17 protein-coding genes are annotated in these 17952 nt (G+C 54.5%); 6 read left to right on the top strand and 11 right to left on the bottom strand.

Annotated elements, in window-relative coordinates:
• Positions 1 to 228: 228 nt before the first annotated feature.
• The 3 genes from DYU11_RS33540 to clpB form a co-directional block, all read right to left on the bottom strand.
• Positions 229 to 405 (bottom strand): hypothetical protein, encoded by a 177-nt coding sequence (locus DYU11_RS33540; protein ID WP_199736840.1) that lies wholly within the window; start codon positions 403 to 405, stop codon positions 229 to 231.
• 345 nt (positions 406 to 750) lie between these two features.
• Complete coding sequence (locus DYU11_RS30350) at positions 751 to 2052, bottom strand: hypothetical protein (protein ID WP_147368080.1); 1302 nt, start codon at positions 2050 to 2052, stop codon at positions 751 to 753.
• 91 nt (positions 2053 to 2143) lie between these two features.
• Positions 2144 to 4795: an ATP-dependent chaperone ClpB gene (clpB, locus tag DYU11_RS30345; RefSeq protein ID WP_119671504.1), complete on the bottom strand. Its 2652-nt coding sequence runs from the start codon at positions 4793 to 4795 to the stop codon at positions 2144 to 2146.
• Between the two features lie 375 nt (positions 4796 to 5170).
• Here clpB and DYU11_RS30340 point away from each other — a divergent pair, with 375 nt between their 5' ends.
• Positions 5171 to 5872, top strand: coding sequence for a hypothetical protein (locus DYU11_RS30340; RefSeq protein WP_119671503.1), 702 nt, complete (start codon positions 5171 to 5173; stop codon positions 5870 to 5872).
• 126 nt (positions 5873 to 5998) lie between these two features.
• Here the strand turns inward: DYU11_RS30340 and DYU11_RS30335 are convergent, their stop codons facing one another.
• Complete coding sequence (locus DYU11_RS30335) at positions 5999 to 7261, bottom strand: DUF418 domain-containing protein (RefSeq protein WP_119671502.1); 1263 nt, start codon at positions 7259 to 7261, stop codon at positions 5999 to 6001.
• Positions 7262 to 7477: 216 nt separating this feature from the next.
• Here DYU11_RS30335 and DYU11_RS30330 point away from each other — a divergent pair, with 216 nt between their 5' ends.
• Positions 7478 to 8137: a class I SAM-dependent methyltransferase gene (locus DYU11_RS30330; RefSeq protein WP_119671501.1), complete on the top strand. Its 660-nt coding sequence runs from the start codon at positions 7478 to 7480 to the stop codon at positions 8135 to 8137.
• Here the strand turns inward: DYU11_RS30330 and DYU11_RS30325 are convergent.
• The 3 genes from DYU11_RS30325 to DYU11_RS30315 are packed head-to-tail and all read right to left on the bottom strand — an operon-like array spanning position 8124 to position 10422.
• Positions 8124 to 8876 carry a hypothetical protein gene (locus DYU11_RS30325; RefSeq protein WP_310589518.1) on the bottom strand — a complete coding sequence of 251 codons (753 nt, stop codon included), beginning with the start codon at positions 8874 to 8876 and terminating at the stop codon, positions 8124 to 8126. The genes DYU11_RS30330 and DYU11_RS30325 overlap by 14 nt on opposite strands.
• Positions 8877 to 8901: 25 nt before the next feature.
• On the bottom strand, positions 8902 to 9963 hold the full coding sequence (locus tag DYU11_RS30320; RefSeq protein WP_119671499.1) for an AMP-binding protein: 1062 nt from the start codon (positions 9961 to 9963) through the stop codon (positions 8902 to 8904).
• Positions 9964 to 10422: a QcrA and Rieske domain-containing protein gene (locus DYU11_RS30315; protein WP_119671498.1), complete on the bottom strand. Its 459-nt coding sequence runs from the start codon at positions 10420 to 10422 to the stop codon at positions 9964 to 9966.
• A 159-nt stretch (positions 10423 to 10581) separates the two neighbouring features.
• On the opposite strand from DYU11_RS30315, the gene DYU11_RS30310 reads away from it, so the two are divergent.
• From DYU11_RS30310 to DYU11_RS30300, 3 genes are all read left to right on the top strand, one after another.
• Complete coding sequence (locus DYU11_RS30310) at positions 10582 to 11040, top strand: DUF2452 domain-containing protein (RefSeq protein WP_119671497.1); 459 nt, start codon at positions 10582 to 10584, stop codon at positions 11038 to 11040.
• Positions 11041 to 11138: 98 nt separating this feature from the next.
• Positions 11139 to 11963: a 1,4-dihydroxy-2-naphthoyl-CoA synthase gene (gene menB, locus DYU11_RS30305; protein ID WP_119671496.1), complete on the top strand. Its 825-nt coding sequence runs from the start codon at positions 11139 to 11141 to the stop codon at positions 11961 to 11963.
• Between the two features lie 296 nt (positions 11964 to 12259).
• Entirely contained in the window at positions 12260 to 12670 is a 411-nt protein-coding gene (locus DYU11_RS30300; protein ID WP_119671495.1) for a hypothetical protein, read from the top strand.
• 63 nt (positions 12671 to 12733) lie between these two features.
• Here the strand turns inward: DYU11_RS30300 and DYU11_RS30295 are convergent, their stop codons facing one another.
• From DYU11_RS30295 to DYU11_RS30280, 4 genes are all read right to left on the bottom strand, one after another.
• Positions 12734 to 13228, bottom strand: coding sequence for a DUF4126 domain-containing protein (locus DYU11_RS30295; protein WP_119671494.1), 495 nt, complete (start codon positions 13226 to 13228; stop codon positions 12734 to 12736).
• A gap of 19 nt (positions 13229 to 13247) precedes the next feature.
• Complete coding sequence (locus DYU11_RS30290; RefSeq protein WP_119671493.1) at positions 13248 to 14336, bottom strand: NAD(P)-dependent alcohol dehydrogenase; 1089 nt, start codon at positions 14334 to 14336, stop codon at positions 13248 to 13250.
• Between the two features lie 53 nt (positions 14337 to 14389).
• Entirely contained in the window at positions 14390 to 15439 is a 1050-nt protein-coding gene (locus tag DYU11_RS30285) for an SDR family NAD(P)-dependent oxidoreductase (protein WP_119671492.1), read from the bottom strand.
• A gap of 71 nt (positions 15440 to 15510) precedes the next feature.
• A complete protein-coding gene (locus tag DYU11_RS30280; protein ID WP_119671491.1) occupies positions 15511 to 16668 on the bottom strand; it encodes a zinc-dependent alcohol dehydrogenase in 1158 nt (385 codons plus the stop codon).
• A gap of 281 nt (positions 16669 to 16949) precedes the next feature.
• On the opposite strand from DYU11_RS30280, the gene DYU11_RS30275 reads away from it, so the two are divergent.
• Positions 16950 to 17945, top strand: coding sequence for a lipid A deacylase LpxR family protein (locus DYU11_RS30275; RefSeq protein ID WP_119671490.1), 996 nt, complete (start codon positions 16950 to 16952; stop codon positions 17943 to 17945).
• Positions 17946 to 17952: the final 7 nt, after the last annotated feature.

Genomic DNA, 17952 nt, shown 5'->3' with positions numbered 1-17952 from the left:
CCATTACAACTATGCAAGGCGTCACCGATCCCTAGACTTTATTACCCCGCAAGAAAAGTGGGAGAAAGCAGTGGTGTGTGACTCAACCGTTTTAGAAAATCTGTCCAACTAATAGGGGGCTAAGACACTCAGCTAATTCTTCGCCAAGTCGGATTAAGTCCGCTTTGATGTATGGATATTTCTTAGCCAGGCTTCAACTGCTTGTCGAAAACGGCCAGTGTCAGTACTTTATAACTCATTAAGCAGGGCGGATAGCGGACGGGCTTGTTGGATACCCTGCTCAACAGCTTTAAGTTCCAGAATAGCTTCTTTCAATTCGGCAATGAGTTGCTCTTTGGTCGGTTCTCCACTTTCGTATCGCTCCAGGTCAGCGTACTGCTTCCTAAGCTTTTTCCAGTCGCTCATTGAATAAAAACGCCTGTTGGATTACTTGCAGATTCATACTCTTGCGTCTTTCTTCAAAAATAGATGCAAACGATTTTGACGATAAATGTCACAAAGACGGGTAAGCTTATTAAATAGCCAAATAAATTGTGTTGAGGGTTGCTTGTTAAAACAGATGTTTGGATTGAGAGTCATGCGGTCGAATAAGTTTTGCATAATCGTTCTGAAGCTATGCAGTGCCATCGTTGTGCTCCCTAAGAGAGTAAAATATCACTATCACTACAAACGGTGATGCGGACAAGTCATCAAATTGCTAGCTTCTGCCGGAGCAAGCGAACTATAAAATAGCTTGGTGGCGCTATTTCCTTAACTGTCTTTAAGGAACCAGAAGTTTTCTACTATCTTCCAACTGCCTCTTTCAGCCCCCCGGACGACTGGTATATAGTCATCGTCTGTGTACACTAATCTAAACTTAACTTCTTTACTGAATTTCTGGAAGCTTTTGCTATACTCAATGACTACTACTAATTCTGTTATTGCAGGTGCTTCGTCAATTATCTCCTTGAATGCAAGGGCTTCGGGTTCACTATCACCAAATATTTGACGCATTTTACCTGATGCTTTTTTTAAATGAAAGCTAGCTTTATTGTAATGCAATAATTGTCGAGCAATTTCATGATATTTTTTAAAACGCCAATTATCAATCAATTGGCATATTTCTTTTTCCGGAGATTTGTCAGCATAATCTATTACATTTCCACTTCTTGGTATATCTACACCAATAGTCACTATCCTTCGCTTCCATTGGTTAATGATTACTTGTTCTTTTTTACCCTCCGCTATTTGTTCTAATGATTGCTTAATCTCCCTTAGATTTTGGCGTAAACTTTTAGGTATTTCCTCGACAGGAGGGACTTTCTTACCATCTCTTACTGATTGAGCCCAATCACGAACAGCAAACAAAGTCGCCCAAGTTTTAGCAGCTACAATCTTGTTATCATAAGCTAAATCTCTTCCATGTAGAATACCGTTGCGATAAGGAATGTCTATTGGGTCAGTGTTGGTTTTTTTGCGCGTTTGTCCAAGAAGTTTAGCTAGTTCGCTAAGCCCAGAACTATGTGCCGCAATCGAGTCCCAAGCGATCAGATTAGTACCATCAGCGAAGAAACCTTTACCTTCTATGTCATTAACTGCAACGTCGATAACAGACAGAATGATAGGAATACAGGTATAATATCTACTTTCTTTGTAATCTTCGAATGCTTTTTGAACTAACTCAAACCTAGAACGAAAAGCCGGGACACCCCAAAGCATATTGATTTTCCCTTCAATACATTTTGGGGCGTTATATTCTATGAGTAGTTCTTCCGCTTCTGCAACTTTACCTTGCTCGGCCAGCCGCACGGTAGTCTTCATGGTCTCTAAATTCATCGTTTCATACGCAACCCATCCTCGTGAAAGAAAATACTTATTGAACTTATCAGGAGTATAAATTATATCTTCATATTGCTGCCTTAATTCTGGTAATTTTTTAAATAACTCATCCATCTGTTTGCTCTTCAGCCCAAATATGGATGTAATCTTATACAGTTTATGGAAGAGCTCTAACCCTTCCAGGTCTTTGCCAAATTTTTGAAATGACGGATTATCTTTTATACTACTATTCATTTTATAAGCACATATCTTATAAGCCAAATATATCAAAAAACGCCCAACTACTAATTAAAGCAGCCGGGCGTTTTTGTCTTCAAAGAAACTATTACTCCAAAGCAGGCACCACCTTATCCAGGTTATAGAAGATGATATCTTCTTTGCCATTTTCGTCTTCGTTCATCATCATGCCGACGATGGCGTTTTTCTGAATCCGGCCCGCCAGGATCTCTTTCGAGAGGGCGTTGAGGATGCGACGCTGCATGACGCGCTTCAGCGGACGCGCACCAAACGTCGGATCGAAGCCTTCGCGGGCGATGAAGTCGAGCACTTCGTTGTCGGCTTCGAGCGTAATGCCCTGCTCAGCCAGCCGCGCCTGAATCTGCCGGAACTGGATGTCCATAATCTTGCGGACTTCACGCTTGGTCAGCGGCTGGAACATCACCAGTTCGTCAATCCGGTTCAGGAACTCAGGTCGTACGGTCTGCTTCAGCAACTCGAACACTTCCTCTTTCGTGTCCTCAATCACCTGGTCGCGGTTGGCATTGGTTATCTCGGCGAACCGCTCCCGAATGACGTGCGAACCGATGTTCGAGGTCATGATGATAATTGTGTTCTTAAAGTTGGCCACCCGCCCTTTGTTGTCGGTCAGGCGACCGTCGTCCAGTACCTGCAACAGGATGTTGAACACGTCCGGGTGCGCCTTCTCAATCTCGTCGAGCAGGATAACGCTGTACGGTTTCCGGCGAACGGCTTCAGTCAACTGACCACCTTCGTCGTAACCGACGTAGCCCGGAGGGGCGCCAATCAACCGGCTGGCTGCATGACGCTCCTGATACTCACTCATGTCGATGCGGACCAGCGCGTTCTCGTCGTTGAACAGAAACTCGGCCAGCGCCTTCGCCAACTCGGTCTTACCAACGCCCGTGGTACCCAGAAACAGAAATGAACCGATGGGCCGTTTAGGATCCTGCATACCCGCGCGGCTCCGCCGAACGGCGTCCGATACCACTTCAATGGCTTCTTCCTGACCGGCAACGCGTTTGCCCAGCTCAGCTTCAAGGAACAGCAGTTTGTCGCGCTCTGACTGCATCATCCGGCTTACCGGAATGCCCGTCCATTTCGCTACGACTTCGGCAATGTCTTCCGATGTCACTTCTTCCTGCAGCATCCGGTCACCACCCCCTTCGGGCTGATCGCTATTGCTGAGTTGCTTTAGCCGGTTCTCAATTTCCGGAATGCGGCCGTAGCGGATCTCGGCTACTTTACCGTACTCACCGGCGCGTTCGGCCTGTTCGGCTTCAATACGTAGCTGGTCGAGTTGTTCTTTCAGCGTCCGGCTCTCGTTCACCGATTGCTTTTCGGTTTCCCAACGAGCCTGTAATTCGGTACGCTGTTCATTGAGATTGGCAATCTGCTGGCTTAGCGCACTCTCCTTCTCGCGGTCGTCTTCGCGACGGATGGCCTCGCGCTCAATTTCCAGCTGCATGATGCGCCGGTTCAGCTCGTCCAGTTCTTCGGGAACGGAGTCGATTTCCAGACGCAGCTTGGCCGCTGCTTCGTCCATCAAATCAATGGCCTTGTCGGGCAGGAAGCGGTCGGAAATGTAGCGGTTCGAGAGTTCAACGGCGGCAATCACGGCGTCGTCTTTGATGCGTACGCCGTGGTGCAGTTCGTAGCGCTCCTTGATACCGCGCAGGATGGAGATGGCGTCTGCTACGTCGGGTTCGTCGACCATAACGGCCTGGAACCGGCGTTCGAGCGCCTTATCCTTCTCAATGTATTTCTGGTACTCTTTCAGCGTAGTGGCACCAATGGCGTGCAGTTCACCCCGCGCCAGCGCTGGTTTCAGCAGGTTGGCTGCGTCCATCGCGCCTTCGCCACCACCACCCGCACCGATGAGCGTGTGAATCTCGTCAATGAAGAGCACGATTTCGCCTTCCGAGTCGGTCACTTCCTTGATGACCGCTTTCAGGCGCTCTTCAAACTCACCCTTGTATTTGGCACCCGCCACAAGCAAACCCATGTCGAGCGACATAATAATCTTCGACTTGAGGTTCTCGGGAACGTCGCCCTGCACAATGCGCTGGGCCAGCCCTTCGACAATAGCCGTTTTACCGACGCCCGGTTCTCCCAGCAGCATCGGGTTGTTCTTGGTCCGGCGGCTCAGAATCTGGAGTACTCGCCGAATTTCTTCATCGCGACCAATGACCGGGTCAATCTTACCCTCACTGGCCCGTTTGTTCAGGTTGATCCCGTACCGCTCCAGCGACTGGTACGTTGCTTCTGCGTTTTGGTCTTTCACAGGGTTGTTTTTGCCACGCAGTTCGCGAATGGCGTCTTTTAAGGTCTTTTCGGAGAATCCGATATCTTTCAGTAACGTGGCTACGGCGTCTTTTCCACCAACGAGGCCGAGCAGCATCATTTCGACGCTGACGTACTCGTCGCCAAAGTCTTTCATCTGCGTCTGTGCGCGTTGCAGAGCCGCATTTAAATCACTGCCCAGGTAAATGCCCTGCTGAGCGCCCCCTGAAACGGATACTTTTGGATACCCGTTCACGATGGCGTCAAGGGCCATCGTCAGGCGTTTACTATCAGTGCCGATTGTCCTGGCCAGAAACCCGACGGTGTTTGGATCCTCTTCCAGAATGGCTTTCAGCACGTGGCCGGTTTCGACGGTCTGCTGCTGATTGCCCTGCGCCATCTGGGCCGCGTGTTGTACGACCTCCTGCGCCTTAATTGTATAATTATTGAAGTTCATGGCTTAGGCTCTATTCAGTTGCTTACACCTATTCAGTAACAAATCACGGGCCGGTGCTGTTTTTCGGCCATTTTGACCGGATTTACGTACAAACCACGGCTTTTTGCGTCAAAATGACCTTGTGATTGTCCGTAGCCGCTTTGTATTGAGCATTGTGTCACTTTTTACAGTTGGTTGCCGAAAAGGACAAAGAGCCTCCGATCAAACTATGCTTGAACAGGAGAGGTAAGTCGTTCTTGACCCTGATTTTTAAGCCGGACAAGCCTTACCTGATGCCTTTGGTAAACCGGTTCCTACCGATGCAAAACCGGTTCTGGCTACCCCTCACGCGAGCCTGTAATTTTGCCCTCAAACCAATTCATATCCAAACCAATTATGAGAAAACTTGTAATTACCCTGCTGATTGTACCCGCCTTTTGGCGGTTTGCCGCTGCACAAACCGCCCCTACTGCCGACGACATTCTGAACAAGTACTTCACAGCGATTGGCGGCCGAAAAGCCCTGGCAAACGTGAAAGAAATCTCAATGGGTGTCTCGATCCAGCTGAACGGCAACGCCATGCAGCTGCTTATTAGACAGGAGGAACCCGGCAAGTTTCTGACAACGGTAAATGCGAACGGCAATGTCTTCTACAAAACAATTAGTGACGGCTCTACCGTGGTTATGACGGATGCCCAGGGCACTCACCCTATTGAAGGCTCGAAGGCTCAGGGTATGCTGATTCAGAACCGGATTTGTCCGGAACTGCACTTTGCAGAACACGGCATCAAGACGACAGTCATTGGCCCGGAACAAATCAACGGCAGGAGTACCTACAAATTAGCCCACACGACAGCCGACGGCTCCTATACCTGTAGCAATAATTTCGATGCCGAAACTGGCCTTAAGGTGCAGCAAACACGACTGAACCCAAATGGGACAACCGAGACTCTTCAGTTCAATGACTACAAGGAAATCAAGGGGGTAAACTATACGTTCACCATCACTTCGCGGGTATCCCAGAACCAGGTGGTGATAAAAGTTGACAACCTGAACGTAAACAAGGGTGTCTCTGATTCAGAGTTTAGCGTACAGTGAATTTTGCCGACCAACATCGACCAGGCACTCTGCCATGCGTATCGGGTGCCTGGTCGATGTTCGCTCATGGATGCTCGCTGGCACTCGGACCGACCTATAGCCAGAAAATTCAGCTAACAGGACGCGTTAACTTGTTTCCTGAAGTTGCCGAACCTGCATCGGCTGCGCTTTCAGATACGTCAACGACCGCCAGGCCCACTCCAGCGGGCCGTACTGGAACCGCGACAACCACCACCGACTGAACAGCACCTGCGCCAGAAAGATGGGTATGGTTAACGTAATGGCTACGGCCGAGGGAATTTCGCCGATGAGCCCGAATCCGTACCCGTAGAAGATCAACGTACCAATGACGGATTGCAGGACGTAGTTGGTCAGGGCCATTTTGCCGATCAACGCCAACGGCGATACAACCCGTTGCCACGCTACTTTCTGAAACAGCAGCGTCAGGCCGGCGATGTAAAAAACAGTCAGGCTGCCTTCGCCGAGACCAAACAGGAAGTTAAAGAGATAGCCGACCAGCTTGGGGGGCTGGCTGTTATTGCCGTAGATTGAGATAGCGATTACAAACAGGACAATGATGCCCAAGACCCCAAAACCCGTGGATCGGGTCACGTTTCGGAAGAAGGTCCGGTTGTCGGACAAGTGCTGGAATAGCCGCCGACGTCCGGCGTAGAGACCTAGCAGAAAGAAGCCGAGGGTAATGTAAATTCGTCCGCTATCAAACTGAAAGTTCATCTTGGTTTCAAACTCCCTGAGATTTACGCCGACCACCTCGGGGTAACTCCCCTGCTTGATGACCCTGTAGTTGGCCTCTACCGTTTTGTCAAATTCTTTCTGGCGTTGGTCCGTCTGTGCTTTGGTAGCCGGGGCCGCTACGTTTTCGTTGTAGATGGTACGAATCTGAGCGGGCACGTTCAGAATGAGCAGTACCGCTACGGTCAGCACCCACCGTTGCGGTACGTTGCGAAACAGCAGCAGGGGAAAGCCCAGCATGGCGTAGATGCTCAGAATATCGCCCCGCCAGTGCAGATGATGCCCAAAACCAATGGCCCCCAGAACGACCAGCCGCCACGCAAACCGGCGCAGAAACGTACCGTCGGACTCGGACGAGCGGGTCATCATCAGGGCAAAGCTCAGCCCGAACAGAAACGAGAAAAAGGTGTAAAATTTACCGCTGAAGAAGATGCCCACGATCGTCTGCACGATGTTGTTCACGACACCCTGCGCGTTGATCTGGTACACCGAACCGGGCAGCGGACCGCCGTCGAACCAGACCGATACGTGAACGAGCAGGATGCCAAGCAGGGCAAAACCACGCAGCGCATCAACGACCTGTATGCGGGTTACCTTCCCGACGGTCGACGGCGAAAAACTCAACTGGGTTTCCATAAGGGATCAGGGTCAGGAATAATCTGGAACAGAGTACCGGTCAACGTACAGAGCTGCAATGAATTGATTCCGGACGGTAAAACCTACTACTCTTGTACGAACGGAGGGCATGGCCTGATGAGCGACTTATCCGTTTTTTTGTTGCTCGCCCCCAAATTCCCGTGACTTTTCACAAATCTTTGCTCAACACAGTATTCACGTAGACGTTTCGTTGGTATGCCCACACAGGTAACAGGCTTTGGCGGCAATTTCGATCGGGTAGCTCCTGTTTACGATGCGTTGAGCTTCATCGTATTCGGGCGGTCGCTCTTGCAGGCGCAAACGACTTTTCTGTCGGCAATTCCCGGCAATGCGTCTATTCTGATCGTCGGGGGCGGCACGGGAATGGTATTGGAGCAGGTTTTACTACAGTGCCACCCCCGCCGGGTGCTTTATCTTGAGGCCTCGGCCCGGATGCTGGCGCGGGCAAGCGGCCGGATGCTGCGCCGACCCCTTCTCGGCTCGGTTGAGTTTCGGCTGGGGGATGAAACCGCGCTGCAGCCCGACGAGCGGTTCGACGTTATCATGACTCCGTTTGTGCTGGATTTATTCACCGGGCAGACCCTTGCGAATACGATTCTGCCGCGCCTGCGTCGGACGCTCGCCCCGGGTGGGCTGTGGTTGGTGACGGATTTCGTCCGGATGGAAAAATGGCAGCACCAAACCCTGATCGGGCTGATGATCGCTTTTTTCAGGCTGACGGCCGGCATCGAAACCCAACAGCTCGCCGACTGGCCGAAGCTCCTCAGCGAACAAGGGGTTACCCTGACCCGGTCACAATCGGCGGTCGGGGGGATGGTGGTTTCGCAGGTCTGGCAGGCGGCTACAGTTTCCTGAACAGGGATACGATCGACGCTTCGTGGCTCACGTCGTACCACTCTACTCCGCCCAGATTCAGCCATTGGCCACTCCGTTTCGGCCGCTGGATCAGGGGTTCCTGCGCTTCGTAATCGGCTTTGTACACCGTTCCCATAATCCGCTGCAGCTCACTCCACGGCAGGGTTTTCGACGTCTTGCGCCGGTCCTGCGCCAGGTCAATCTTTACGTTACGCTCCACAAACGACGCCCGCATGAACAGCTCCAGATCACTCTCACGACTGACATCGAGAAACGTCAGCTCAAACGCCTGTTCGCGCCCGCCGGCTTCGTAGGCCGCCTGGATCAGTTCCTGCGCCAGATACGTCCAGTCGTCGCGTTGGCGGGGGGTGCCCGATTCGACGCCAGCGTCGGTTTCCAGCTTCATCTCGAAGAAATCTTCATCCTCGTTCAGCTGGTCTTCTACGAGCGGATCAAGCGCGGTGCGATCGGCCAGGTTCGCAACGGCCTGCTGCCAGGTAGCCCCCAGCCGTCCCGACCAGCTGAAGTCGTCGTTGGGCGTGTAGCCTTCGGCAATCAGTTCATCTTCGTCCACGCTCTCGCGGTCGAGGTACGTAATGGAAAACTCAACCTGCAAATAATCGTTGAAGGCGGTACGTGCCGACAGGGTGTAGAAATGGGCGTAGGGCGCGGGCAAGGACCGGGCGGTCTGGTAGCGGATGGTCAGGTTCTTAAACGGCATCGACTCGGAAACGGGCAATGGTTTGTTGCATGACAAAAAAACATCAGTAACTGTTCACAATTCGGTGTTTATCGACTTTTCCGGTGGGGGTTTCGGCAAACTGACCGACTGTGATGGCGTCTTTGGGAACATGATACGGCCCCAGCCGCTCACGAACGCGGGCCTGAGCAGCGGCCCACAGCTCGGCATCAAGGCGCTGCTGCTCAACAAAAACCACCACCCGCTGCCCCAGCCGCTCGTCGGGCAGACCGGCCACGAACAGCCTCGGCACCGGTCCCGACGCGGCCAGCACATCCTGAACGATTCGTTCGACCGCTTCCGGCTGTACTTTCACCCCGCCACTGTTGATGATGGAGTCGGCCCGGCCCAGCAGACGAAAGCGCGTAGCATCCAGCAACTCAACGACATCGTTGGTCTGTACCGGCTCACCGTTCGTTGCGGCCGACGTAATGTGCAGGCAACCCCGCTCGTCGGTACCAAGGCGAACGCCCTCCAGCGCCGTGAAAACCTCCGTTGCGCCCGGCCCATTCAGCCGGCGCAGGGCGATGTGCGATACCGTTTCGGTCATGCCATAGGTAGCGTAAACCGGGGCCGTAATCGCTTGGATGGCCCGTTCCAGCGCCGGACTCGTGGCAGCCCCGCCAACCAGAATGGCCTTCATGCCGTTCAGGACCGGCAGTTTATCCGTCGCGTGTTCCAGCATACTCTGTAGCTGCAGCGGCACCAGCGCCGTGAAGGCGAATCGGGTTTCGGCGGGAAAGTCCGCCAGTGGATTGCCCGAGGGTTCGATAATGCTCATCCGCAACCCAAGTTCCAATCCTCTGACCAGCATCATCACCCCGGCAATGTACCGCACGTTCAGACACACCAGGGCCGAATCGCCCGGCTGCAAACCCAGTGTCTGGCCGGTTAGCCGGGCACTGGCCCGCATCTGCGCCCGCGTCAGGGTAATGGGTTTGGGCTGACCGGTCGAGCCGGACGTGTGCAGAACAAACTCGGTCTGCCCGCTCTGCCACGCCCGGCAGAACGTCAGCGCGTCGGCCTCGTAGGACGTAGCGGGATGGGGCCAGTCGGAAACGGGCCGTTGACCGTCGATCTGTATCATCTATGCGCTGGTCACCCGAACGGTTCCGGCATTGGCATCGACCGTAACGCGGAAAACAACGAGCGGGGTTGTGGCAGGACCGTTGATAACCTTACCCGTCTGGTCAAAGCGCGAGGCATGCAGCGGGCAGTAGAATTGCCCCTCGGTGCTGCGGTACGTAAGCTGGGTGTTCTGGTGCGTACACTTCGCCGATACGGCCAGGAACTCCCCGGCTTTGGTTTGAGCAACCAGGATATTGCGTACTACGACGTAGCCCCCTTTCAGTTTCAGGTTCGCGTAGTCGGTATTGGGTTCATTCCAGTTGAAGGTAAAATCGATGGCTTCGGGAGCCACCGGTTCAGTGTCGCCCCCCGAGTTGCAGGCGAGGGCGCAGGGAGCCAGTAAAACGGCCCCAACGCTGCTGCCTACCAGTCGGATAAACGTGTGGCGGTCAATTGTGGCCGAAGGCGTATTTTGCATACAGGTTCGTTGTACTTTTGTGGGCAAAAATCGGTTTGTAGTTTGTGATTTGTAGTTACCCGACACTCTTCAACTACAAACCACACACCAGCAACAGGTAAATGTACGGTGAAAACCCGATACCGAACAAACGCGGCCGGGCATCCGTTACCCATTCGTATGGAGGAAGCAAAAGTAGTGATCAATCCGATCGCACCCGAGAAGGTAGCCGAATCACCGGGATTGATGGAATACGCCCACACGGCCGGGGGCGCCATTATCCGGCCCGAGGATAAAGGCAAGATTCATGGCCGGGCCGTGTCTGCCATGCGGGAACAAACCGACCTGCAGCTGGCGCAGTTGTACAAACAGATGCAGTTGCTGGCCGAACAGGCAACAGCCATCCGCCACCGGGTCGAAGTATCCGAGCGAATCTACAACGCGCAGATGAATTTTGAACCCATTGTCGGACACACGTACTACTTCTACGTCCGCAAAGACGGCACCGATGTGCTGTCGATGATCGCTCCGCACGAGTGGGGCCGTAAATTTCCTTTCGAACGTACCGTCGCAACGGTCCGCATGATGGCCGACCATACGTGGGACGTAGCGTATCACGAAACTGATTATACCGAATGATTGAGTTGTTGAATGATTGAATTGAGCCTGCATTCAATCATTCAACAACTCAATCATTCGATCATTCACTAATCGCACCGGCGACCCGGTCACTAAGTATGACAAGCAACTATCCCTGGGAAGTAATTAAGGAGTACAAGGAGATCATTTTCTCCTACTACGAGGGTGTGGCCAAGATCAGCATCAACCGCCCGCACAAACGGAATGCGTTTACGCCATTGACCGTCAAAGAAATGTCGGAAGCCATGGAAATCGCCCGGCAGGACGACCGGGTTGGCGTGGTGATCCTGACCGGCGAAGGTGGTGAAGCCTTCTGCTCGGGGGGCGATCAGTCGGTTCGGGGCCACGGTGGCTACATCGGCGAAGATCAGGTACCGCGTCTGAACGTACTGGACCTGCAGATGCAGATTCGGCGGATTCCGAAACCGGTCGTGGCCATGGTAGCCGGCTACGCCATCGGTGGTGGGCACGTCCTGCACGTTGTCTGCGACCTGACGATTGCCGCCGACAACGCCCGTTTCGGACAGACCGGCCCGAAAGTAGGCAGTTTCGACGGCGGGTTTGGGGCGTCGTACCTGGCGCGGATCGTGGGGCAGAAAAAAGCCCGCGAAATCTGGTTCCTCTGCGATCAGTACAACGCGCAGGAAGCCCTGGACATGGGCCTGGTTAACAAAGTGGTGCCCCTCGATCAGCTGGAAGAAACCACCCTGGAGTGGTGCCGCAAGATGCTCGAAAAAAGCCCAATCGCCCTGCGGATGCTGAAAGCCGCCTTCAACGCCGAACTCGACGGGCAGGCCGGTATTCAGCAACTGGCCGGCGACGCTACGCTGCTGTACTACCTCTCCGACGAAGCGAAAGAAGGCAAGAACGCGTTCCTCGAAAAGCGCAAGCCGGACTTCAGCAAGTTTCCGAAGTTTCCGTAAACGGTCCGGGCCAGCATCTTGCTGGCCCTTTTTACTTTCTTGTTGAAGAGTTCACTACGTCGTCTACCTTTATATCTCCCTGTATTCCAACCGGCAGGTCGACGGTGGGGTCATATAGAAACTGTTTAGGATTTTGAAAAAGGGATAAACATCAGGCATATTTTGTCATCCCGACGCAGGAGGGATCTTCGGGGGAAGCTAAAAACCTCCGGCGACCGAAGATCCCTCCTGCGTCGGGATGACAAAAATGTTCCCCACTGAAACCCTGAACAGCTTCATAGAAACCACACATTAATATGCGAATCGGCCTTTATCTTTTTCTGCTTTTTGGTACAGGTTTCGTAGCCTGCAAGGCTTCGGAAGAGGTAAACCCGGACGAACTGTCAGGCACCTGGGTTGAGGCCTCCGCCCGGAAGGACACAATCAGTTTTCTTAGTACGTTGGGCAGGGAGCCAACCCGCTGGTTACAGGTCAACCGGGGGAAAACTACTAATCCAGATGGATACATCGTACCCAGGCTCGGCAGCGGCATTTACGACTACTACGTTTCGGGCCGACAGATGTATGTCCGTAGTTTGCTTTCATCGAATTCGGCCTACAAGGCCTATCCGATCAGCCGTCGCAACGGGGAATTACGCCTGGGCAACTTTTTCGAACTGGGATCGCAGCAACCCCATACGACCGTCAGAACACTGGTCCGGCTGTAAATCAAAAATCCCGACAAGTACTGATTAACCGTCGGGATTTCTGATAGATCGCTCCTGGCGGCATCAAGCCGTCTGTACGTCGGGCTCAATGCTGTTGACCACCTGCCAGCCCAGCGTAATAGCGAGGGCATCTTCGGCCAGCGCCACTACGGGGTCCGGGATGCCCAGCCCACGCGTCAGCCACATGCGCAGTTGAAAAAAGGCGACCGTGCCGACCGCAGCGCCCAGCCCTCCGGCCGCGGCTCCGGCGGCCACTTCACCCCCTTCTACCTGGCTCAGGAATGCACCACAGGTTGCTCCGGTCACTACCCGCGAACCGAATACCGGCGGCTCCGTCCGGTTCGGGGCACTGGGTACTTTATCGGCAATCAATTCACCACCGGCCAGCGTTGTCAGCACCATAGACGTAGTCGGCAGGGCCAGGTAATGAATCGGTTTCGACGGCTGTTTGGTCGGGATGGTTCGAACCAGTTTGCGGCTGAGCAGGGCCGGGGCCGTCATTGACCGCATGCCCGCGATGACTCCCAGGCTGAACGCCCGAAAATAGGTATTGATCATAAAGGTCGTTTTAAAAGACTTAGTTTTCGTCCTTGAGCGTCTGCATATCGATTACAAAACGAAACTTGACATCGTTGTCCAGCATCCGGCTGAATGCCTTGTTGATGTCCTGCATCGGAATCAGTTCCACCTCGGGCGCAATGGCGTGTTCAGCGCAGAAATCCAGCACCTCCTGCGTTTCGGCAATGCTGCCGATGATGGAAGCCGCCACCGAGCGCCGGTGAAACGCAACCTCCATGTTGTTGGTCGGGCTTTTGAACGGTCCCAACACCCCAACCACCACTAACGCCCCGTCGCGCTGTAACAGGCTGACGTACGGGTTTATGTCAAACTTGTCGGGAATGGTACTCAGGATCAGCTTGAACGCCAGTTGGTGCGCTTCCATGGCTTTTTTGTCGCTCTCGATCAGCACCTCATCAGCCCCCAGCGCTTCGGCGGCTGCCCGCTTCCCTTCCGAGTGGGTAATCGCCGTTACGTGCGCACCCATGGCTTTCGCCAGTTGAATCGCCATGTGTCCGAGGCCGCCAATACCCACTACGGCCACCTTATCGCCGGGCTGGGTATTCCAGTGCCGCAGGGGTGAATAGGTCGTTACGCCCGCACACAGGATGGGAGCGGCCTTGCTGATGTCGAGCTTGTCGGGTATGCGCAGCACGAACGATTCTTTCACGACGACGCTGGTTGAGTAGCCGCCGAACGTATTGTAGCCGCTGCCATCGGGCTTCATATAGCCGTTGTACGTAGCAGTCCAACTGACGGGTCCTTCGCAGTATTGCTCATCCCCCCCGCTGCAGGAGGCACACTGACCGCACGAATCGACCATGCAGCCGACACCCACCACATCGCCGGCTTTAAACTTTGTTACGCGGCTGCCGGCCTCAACAACCCGACCCACAATTTCATGACCGGGAATACACGGATAAATGGTATTGGCCCAGTCGTTGCGCACCTGGTGCAGGTCGGAGTGGCACACACCACAATACAGAATATCAATCAGCACCTCATCCTCCCTGGGTGCCTTCCGCTCGATGTCCATCCGCGACAGGCGGCTGAGCGAATCAATCAGCGACGCCTTAGCGCCGTAGGCTTTTGTTTTGATGGCTTCCATAACGTAAGAAAGGGTGACCGGTTTTCGCACCGGCCACCTGAAAAGAACATCTGTTAGACGAGCGCGTCTTCGACGGCGGATCTGGCGTTGTGATACGCTCCCTGAATGGAATCGCCTACCGACGACAGCGCGCTTTTAGCCGACTGGTGGGCTTTGGCAGCTTTGAACCGATACCGGGCTTTATCGTAGGCACTGACCGGAACAACCGACGACCGACTCCGCGACAGCAGCCAGATGCCGCCGATCAGTACGGCAGCCGCGCCGATGGCAAGGGCCAGGGTCTGTTGCTGCTGCCGGTCAGCTTCTTCTTTCGGCATCATATCCTTCCGCACATTGGCGGCTACCAGCGGATCAGGCAGGATGTGAGCGAGCGCTACGGCAAGCTTGTTCACCCAGCCTGCCACTACGTGGTCCTTACCACTCATCAGGGCTTCGTACCCTGCCCTGGCTACGGCAGCCGGGTCGGCGGTCTTGTTCGGATCAGCACCTTTGGCTTCGGTTGCGCCGGCGGCTTTGAAGAAGTTGGTGTTAGTGGCCCCCGGCATCAGCACCGTTACGGTCACGTTGGTGTCTTTTAGTTCGTTGCGGATGGCTTCGGAAAACGACTTGACAAACGCCTTCGTCGCGCCATACACGGCCATCAGCGGATTCGGGGCAACGGATACTTCCGACCCCAGCATCAGGATTTTCCCTTCGTTGCGGGCGACCATGTCTTTGAGGTACAGCTTCGTCAGGTGCATCAGCGCTACGGCGTTGACCTGCACGATATCCCGTTCCTTCTGAAAATCGGTTTCGGTAGCGAACATACCGTACTCACCAAACCCGGCATCGTTGACGAGCACGTCGATCTGCATCCCCTCACCGCTGGTTTGGGCGTAAATCTCGTCGGGGGCATTGGGATCGGCCAGGTCCTTGCTGATGATGGTTGCCTGCGTACCGTATTGATTCTGAAAGTTGTAAGCCTGTTGCCGCAGTGTTTCCTCGTCGCGGCCGACCAGTACCAGCTTATAGCCGTCGCGGGCGAAAAGCCGCGTCAGTTCGCGACCGATACCACTGCTGGCCCCCGTGATGAGCACGGTCTTACCATTCTGTTGTGTTTCCATAGTTGAGTTTTTTTACGGGTTTCGGTTGGCTGACGCCGGATGTAGCTCAGCGCCGTACACCGAAAACCGTATCACGGTTTGAGGATCACCTTTGTGCAGTCGTCTTCTTTCTTCTTGAAGATGTCGTACCCACGCGAGATTTCGGTCAGCGGCAGTACGTGCGACACAATGTCGTCGAGCACCACTTTCCCTTCAACCACCAGATTGAGCAGATGATCGATGTTTTTGTGGACCTGCGATTGCCCGTATCGGACCGTCAGCCCCTTGTCGAAGATCCGGCCCAGCGGGTAGTTGTCGAAAGGCGTCCCGTACACCCCGACGACCGTTACGATGCCACCCCGGCGCACCGCCCGGAAACATTGTTCCAGTACGGCCGGCGTCCCCTTTTCCAGGTTGAACACCGCCTTGGCTTTATCCAGCACGGTCCGTTCGGCTTCCATCCCGACGGCATCCACGCAGACATCGGCTCCGCGGCCTTCGGTCATGCTGCGGATGGCTTCCACGACGTCGACCTCATGCGGATTCAGGGTCTCGACCTTGTTGACGCGCCTGGCCCGTTCCAGCCGGTAGTTCAACGGGTCGATGGCAATAACCCGGCCCGCTCCCTGCAGCCAGGCCGATTTCTGCGCCATCAGGCCCACCGGTCCGGAACCGAAAATGGCTACCGTTTCGCCCCCGGTCAGCTCCCCCCACTCGATGGAACTCCAGCCGGTCGGGAAAATATCGGTCAGGAACAGCACCTGCTCGTCTTTCAGGCCGTCGGGTACGTGACGCAGCCCGTAGTCGGCGAAGGGCACCCGGACGTATTCGGCCTGACCACCGTTGTAGCCGCCGTAGAGGTCCGAATAGCCGAACAGCCCCCCACCCTTCTCGGTCATCAGACCACCGTCGGGGCCGTACACGTCGGGATTGGAGTTTTCGCAGTGCATCTCCAGGTGGTGATTGCAGAAGAAGCATTTTCCGCAGGCAATCGTAAAGGGCACGACGACCCGGTCACCTTTTTTGACATTGGTCACTTCCGCGCCCACGTCCTCAACAATGCCCATGAACTCGTGACCCAGCACCTCATTGCGCAGTTGAGGCAGAAATCCGTCGTAGATGTGCAGGTCGGAGCCGCAGATGGCCGTAGACGTAATGCGCAGAATGACATCCCTCGGATGTTCGATTCGGGGGTCATCCATCGTTTCATACCGGATGTCCCCCGCTTTGTGAAAAACGGCTGCTTTCATGCGAAGCGGTTATAGAATGAGATAAAACCGGCTTCAGCTTGACCGCCAACCGGTATCTGCTCTTAACGACTTCAGTTTGTGTTGGTTTCGATTATCTATTTAAATGGACCAACTAAGTAGAGTACTACCCACGGGCCCGGTCTTCGGCGGTTAGTGGCTGTCGCTCAGAACCGGAACTACGCCCCTGTTGCCATTTCCGGCCATCAGGAACCGGAGAACTGACTACCAAGTCTGGTTTTCTGGGCAATCAGTGATACATTTATACGATTTTACATACTACAATGTATCATATTACATTATTCAGTATCATTTTAGTCTTTCTTGTGGGTACTGGTCGGGCGCAGTCGACGCATGAAGAGGGCACCCTGATCGGGCTGGATTGGGAGAACGACGCCCTGCAATGGCGGGACCGCGACATCACCGACTATTACTACACCAATGGCCTGCGACTGAGCCTGCAAAGCCATTACTGGCAGCGCTGGCCAACCCGGCATCTGCTCCTGGCCTTTCCGGCGAAAGACGGACGTACCTACCGCTCGCTCTACGGCTTTGCACTCGGCCAGGAGATGTACACGCCACACGATGTCAGAACAGCCAGGCCTAAACTGTATCCCTACGACCGGCCCTATGCCGGCTACATCTATGGTTCATGGTCGCTCACGACGGTTGATTCCATCGGCGGCCGACGCCTGACCTCCTCCGCCGACGTCGGCATCATCGGTCCAGTAAGCCAGGCCGACAAACTCCAGAACCTGCTCCATGAATGGCTGGGGCAGGCCGATGCCGCCGGCTGGTCCAACCAACTACGCAACAGCCTGGCTATCAGCTATGCGGTACGCTACGACGGGCGGCTTTTTCCACGCATCCACCCCAACTTCGACGTAGCGGGTAGTATCGAGGTGAACGTCGGTACGGTATCCAACTTCGCGGGGGTTGGTGGCGTGGTCTGGCTCGGGCGGTTTGTCGATTACTTCGCCAGCCCGAGTCGTTTGTATCCAAAAGGTAGCCGCCGGTGGCAGGTGTATGCCTTTGTTCGACCGACCCTGCGGGCGGTACTGGACAATTCGCTGCTGCAGGGCGGCTGGTTTGGCGGACGCCAGAACTACTACGCTTTGCCGTCCAAGGAGCTGACGCACTTCTACGGCCAGATTGACTACGGCTGGGTGCTGGGCTACGCAGGTTTTCAACTGACGGCTTCACAGACCCACCGCACCCGGGAGTTTCGCACCGCCCGGCCTCACCAGTGGGGCCGGGTCAGTTTGCTGCTGCGGTTCTAAATGACGC

Origin of the sequence: Fibrisoma montanum, from assembly GCF_003583365.1 — a bacterium.
Lineage (GTDB): Bacteria > Bacteroidota > Bacteroidia > Cytophagales > Spirosomataceae > Fibrisoma > Fibrisoma montanum.
This window is presented reverse-complemented; position numbering and strand designations above follow the sequence as displayed.

Coding starts and splice junctions, on each gene's coding strand:
- DYU11_RS30300 (WP_119671495.1), top strand. CDS start 12,260: ATGCGAATCGGCCTTTATCTTTTTCTGCTTTTTGGTACAGGTTTCGTA.
- clpB (WP_119671504.1), bottom strand. CDS start 4,795: ATGAACTTCAATAATTATACAATTAAGGCGCAGGAGGTCGTACAACAC.
- DYU11_RS30335 (WP_119671502.1), bottom strand. CDS start 7,261: ATGGAAACCCAGTTGAGTTTTTCGCCGTCGACCGTCGGGAAGGTAACC.
- DYU11_RS30295 (WP_119671494.1), bottom strand. CDS start 13,228: ATGATCAATACCTATTTTCGGGCGTTCAGCCTGGGAGTCATCGCGGGC.
- DYU11_RS30330 (WP_119671501.1), top strand. CDS start 7,478: ATGCCCACACAGGTAACAGGCTTTGGCGGCAATTTCGATCGGGTAGCT.
- DYU11_RS30340 (WP_119671503.1), top strand. CDS start 5,171: ATGAGAAAACTTGTAATTACCCTGCTGATTGTACCCGCCTTTTGGCGG.
- DYU11_RS33540 (WP_199736840.1), bottom strand. CDS start 405: ATGAGCGACTGGAAAAAGCTTAGGAAGCAGTACGCTGACCTGGAGCGA.
- DYU11_RS30310 (WP_119671497.1), top strand. CDS start 10,582: ATGGAGGAAGCAAAAGTAGTGATCAATCCGATCGCACCCGAGAAGGTA.
- DYU11_RS30315 (WP_119671498.1), bottom strand. CDS start 10,422: ATGCAAAATACGCCTTCGGCCACAATTGACCGCCACACGTTTATCCGA.
- DYU11_RS30275 (WP_119671490.1), top strand. CDS start 16,950: ATGTATCATATTACATTATTCAGTATCATTTTAGTCTTTCTTGTGGGT.
- DYU11_RS30290 (WP_119671493.1), bottom strand. CDS start 14,336: ATGGAAGCCATCAAAACAAAAGCCTACGGCGCTAAGGCGTCGCTGATT.
- DYU11_RS30350 (WP_147368080.1), bottom strand. CDS start 2,052: ATGAATAGTAGTATAAAAGATAATCCGTCATTTCAAAAATTTGGCAAA.
- DYU11_RS30280 (WP_119671491.1), bottom strand. CDS start 16,668: ATGAAAGCAGCCGTTTTTCACAAAGCGGGGGACATCCGGTATGAAACG.
- menB (WP_119671496.1), top strand. CDS start 11,139: ATGACAAGCAACTATCCCTGGGAAGTAATTAAGGAGTACAAGGAGATC.
- DYU11_RS30285 (WP_119671492.1), bottom strand. CDS start 15,439: ATGGAAACACAACAGAATGGTAAGACCGTGCTCATCACGGGGGCCAGC.
- DYU11_RS30320 (WP_119671499.1), bottom strand. CDS start 9,963: ATGATACAGATCGACGGTCAACGGCCCGTTTCCGACTGGCCCCATCCC.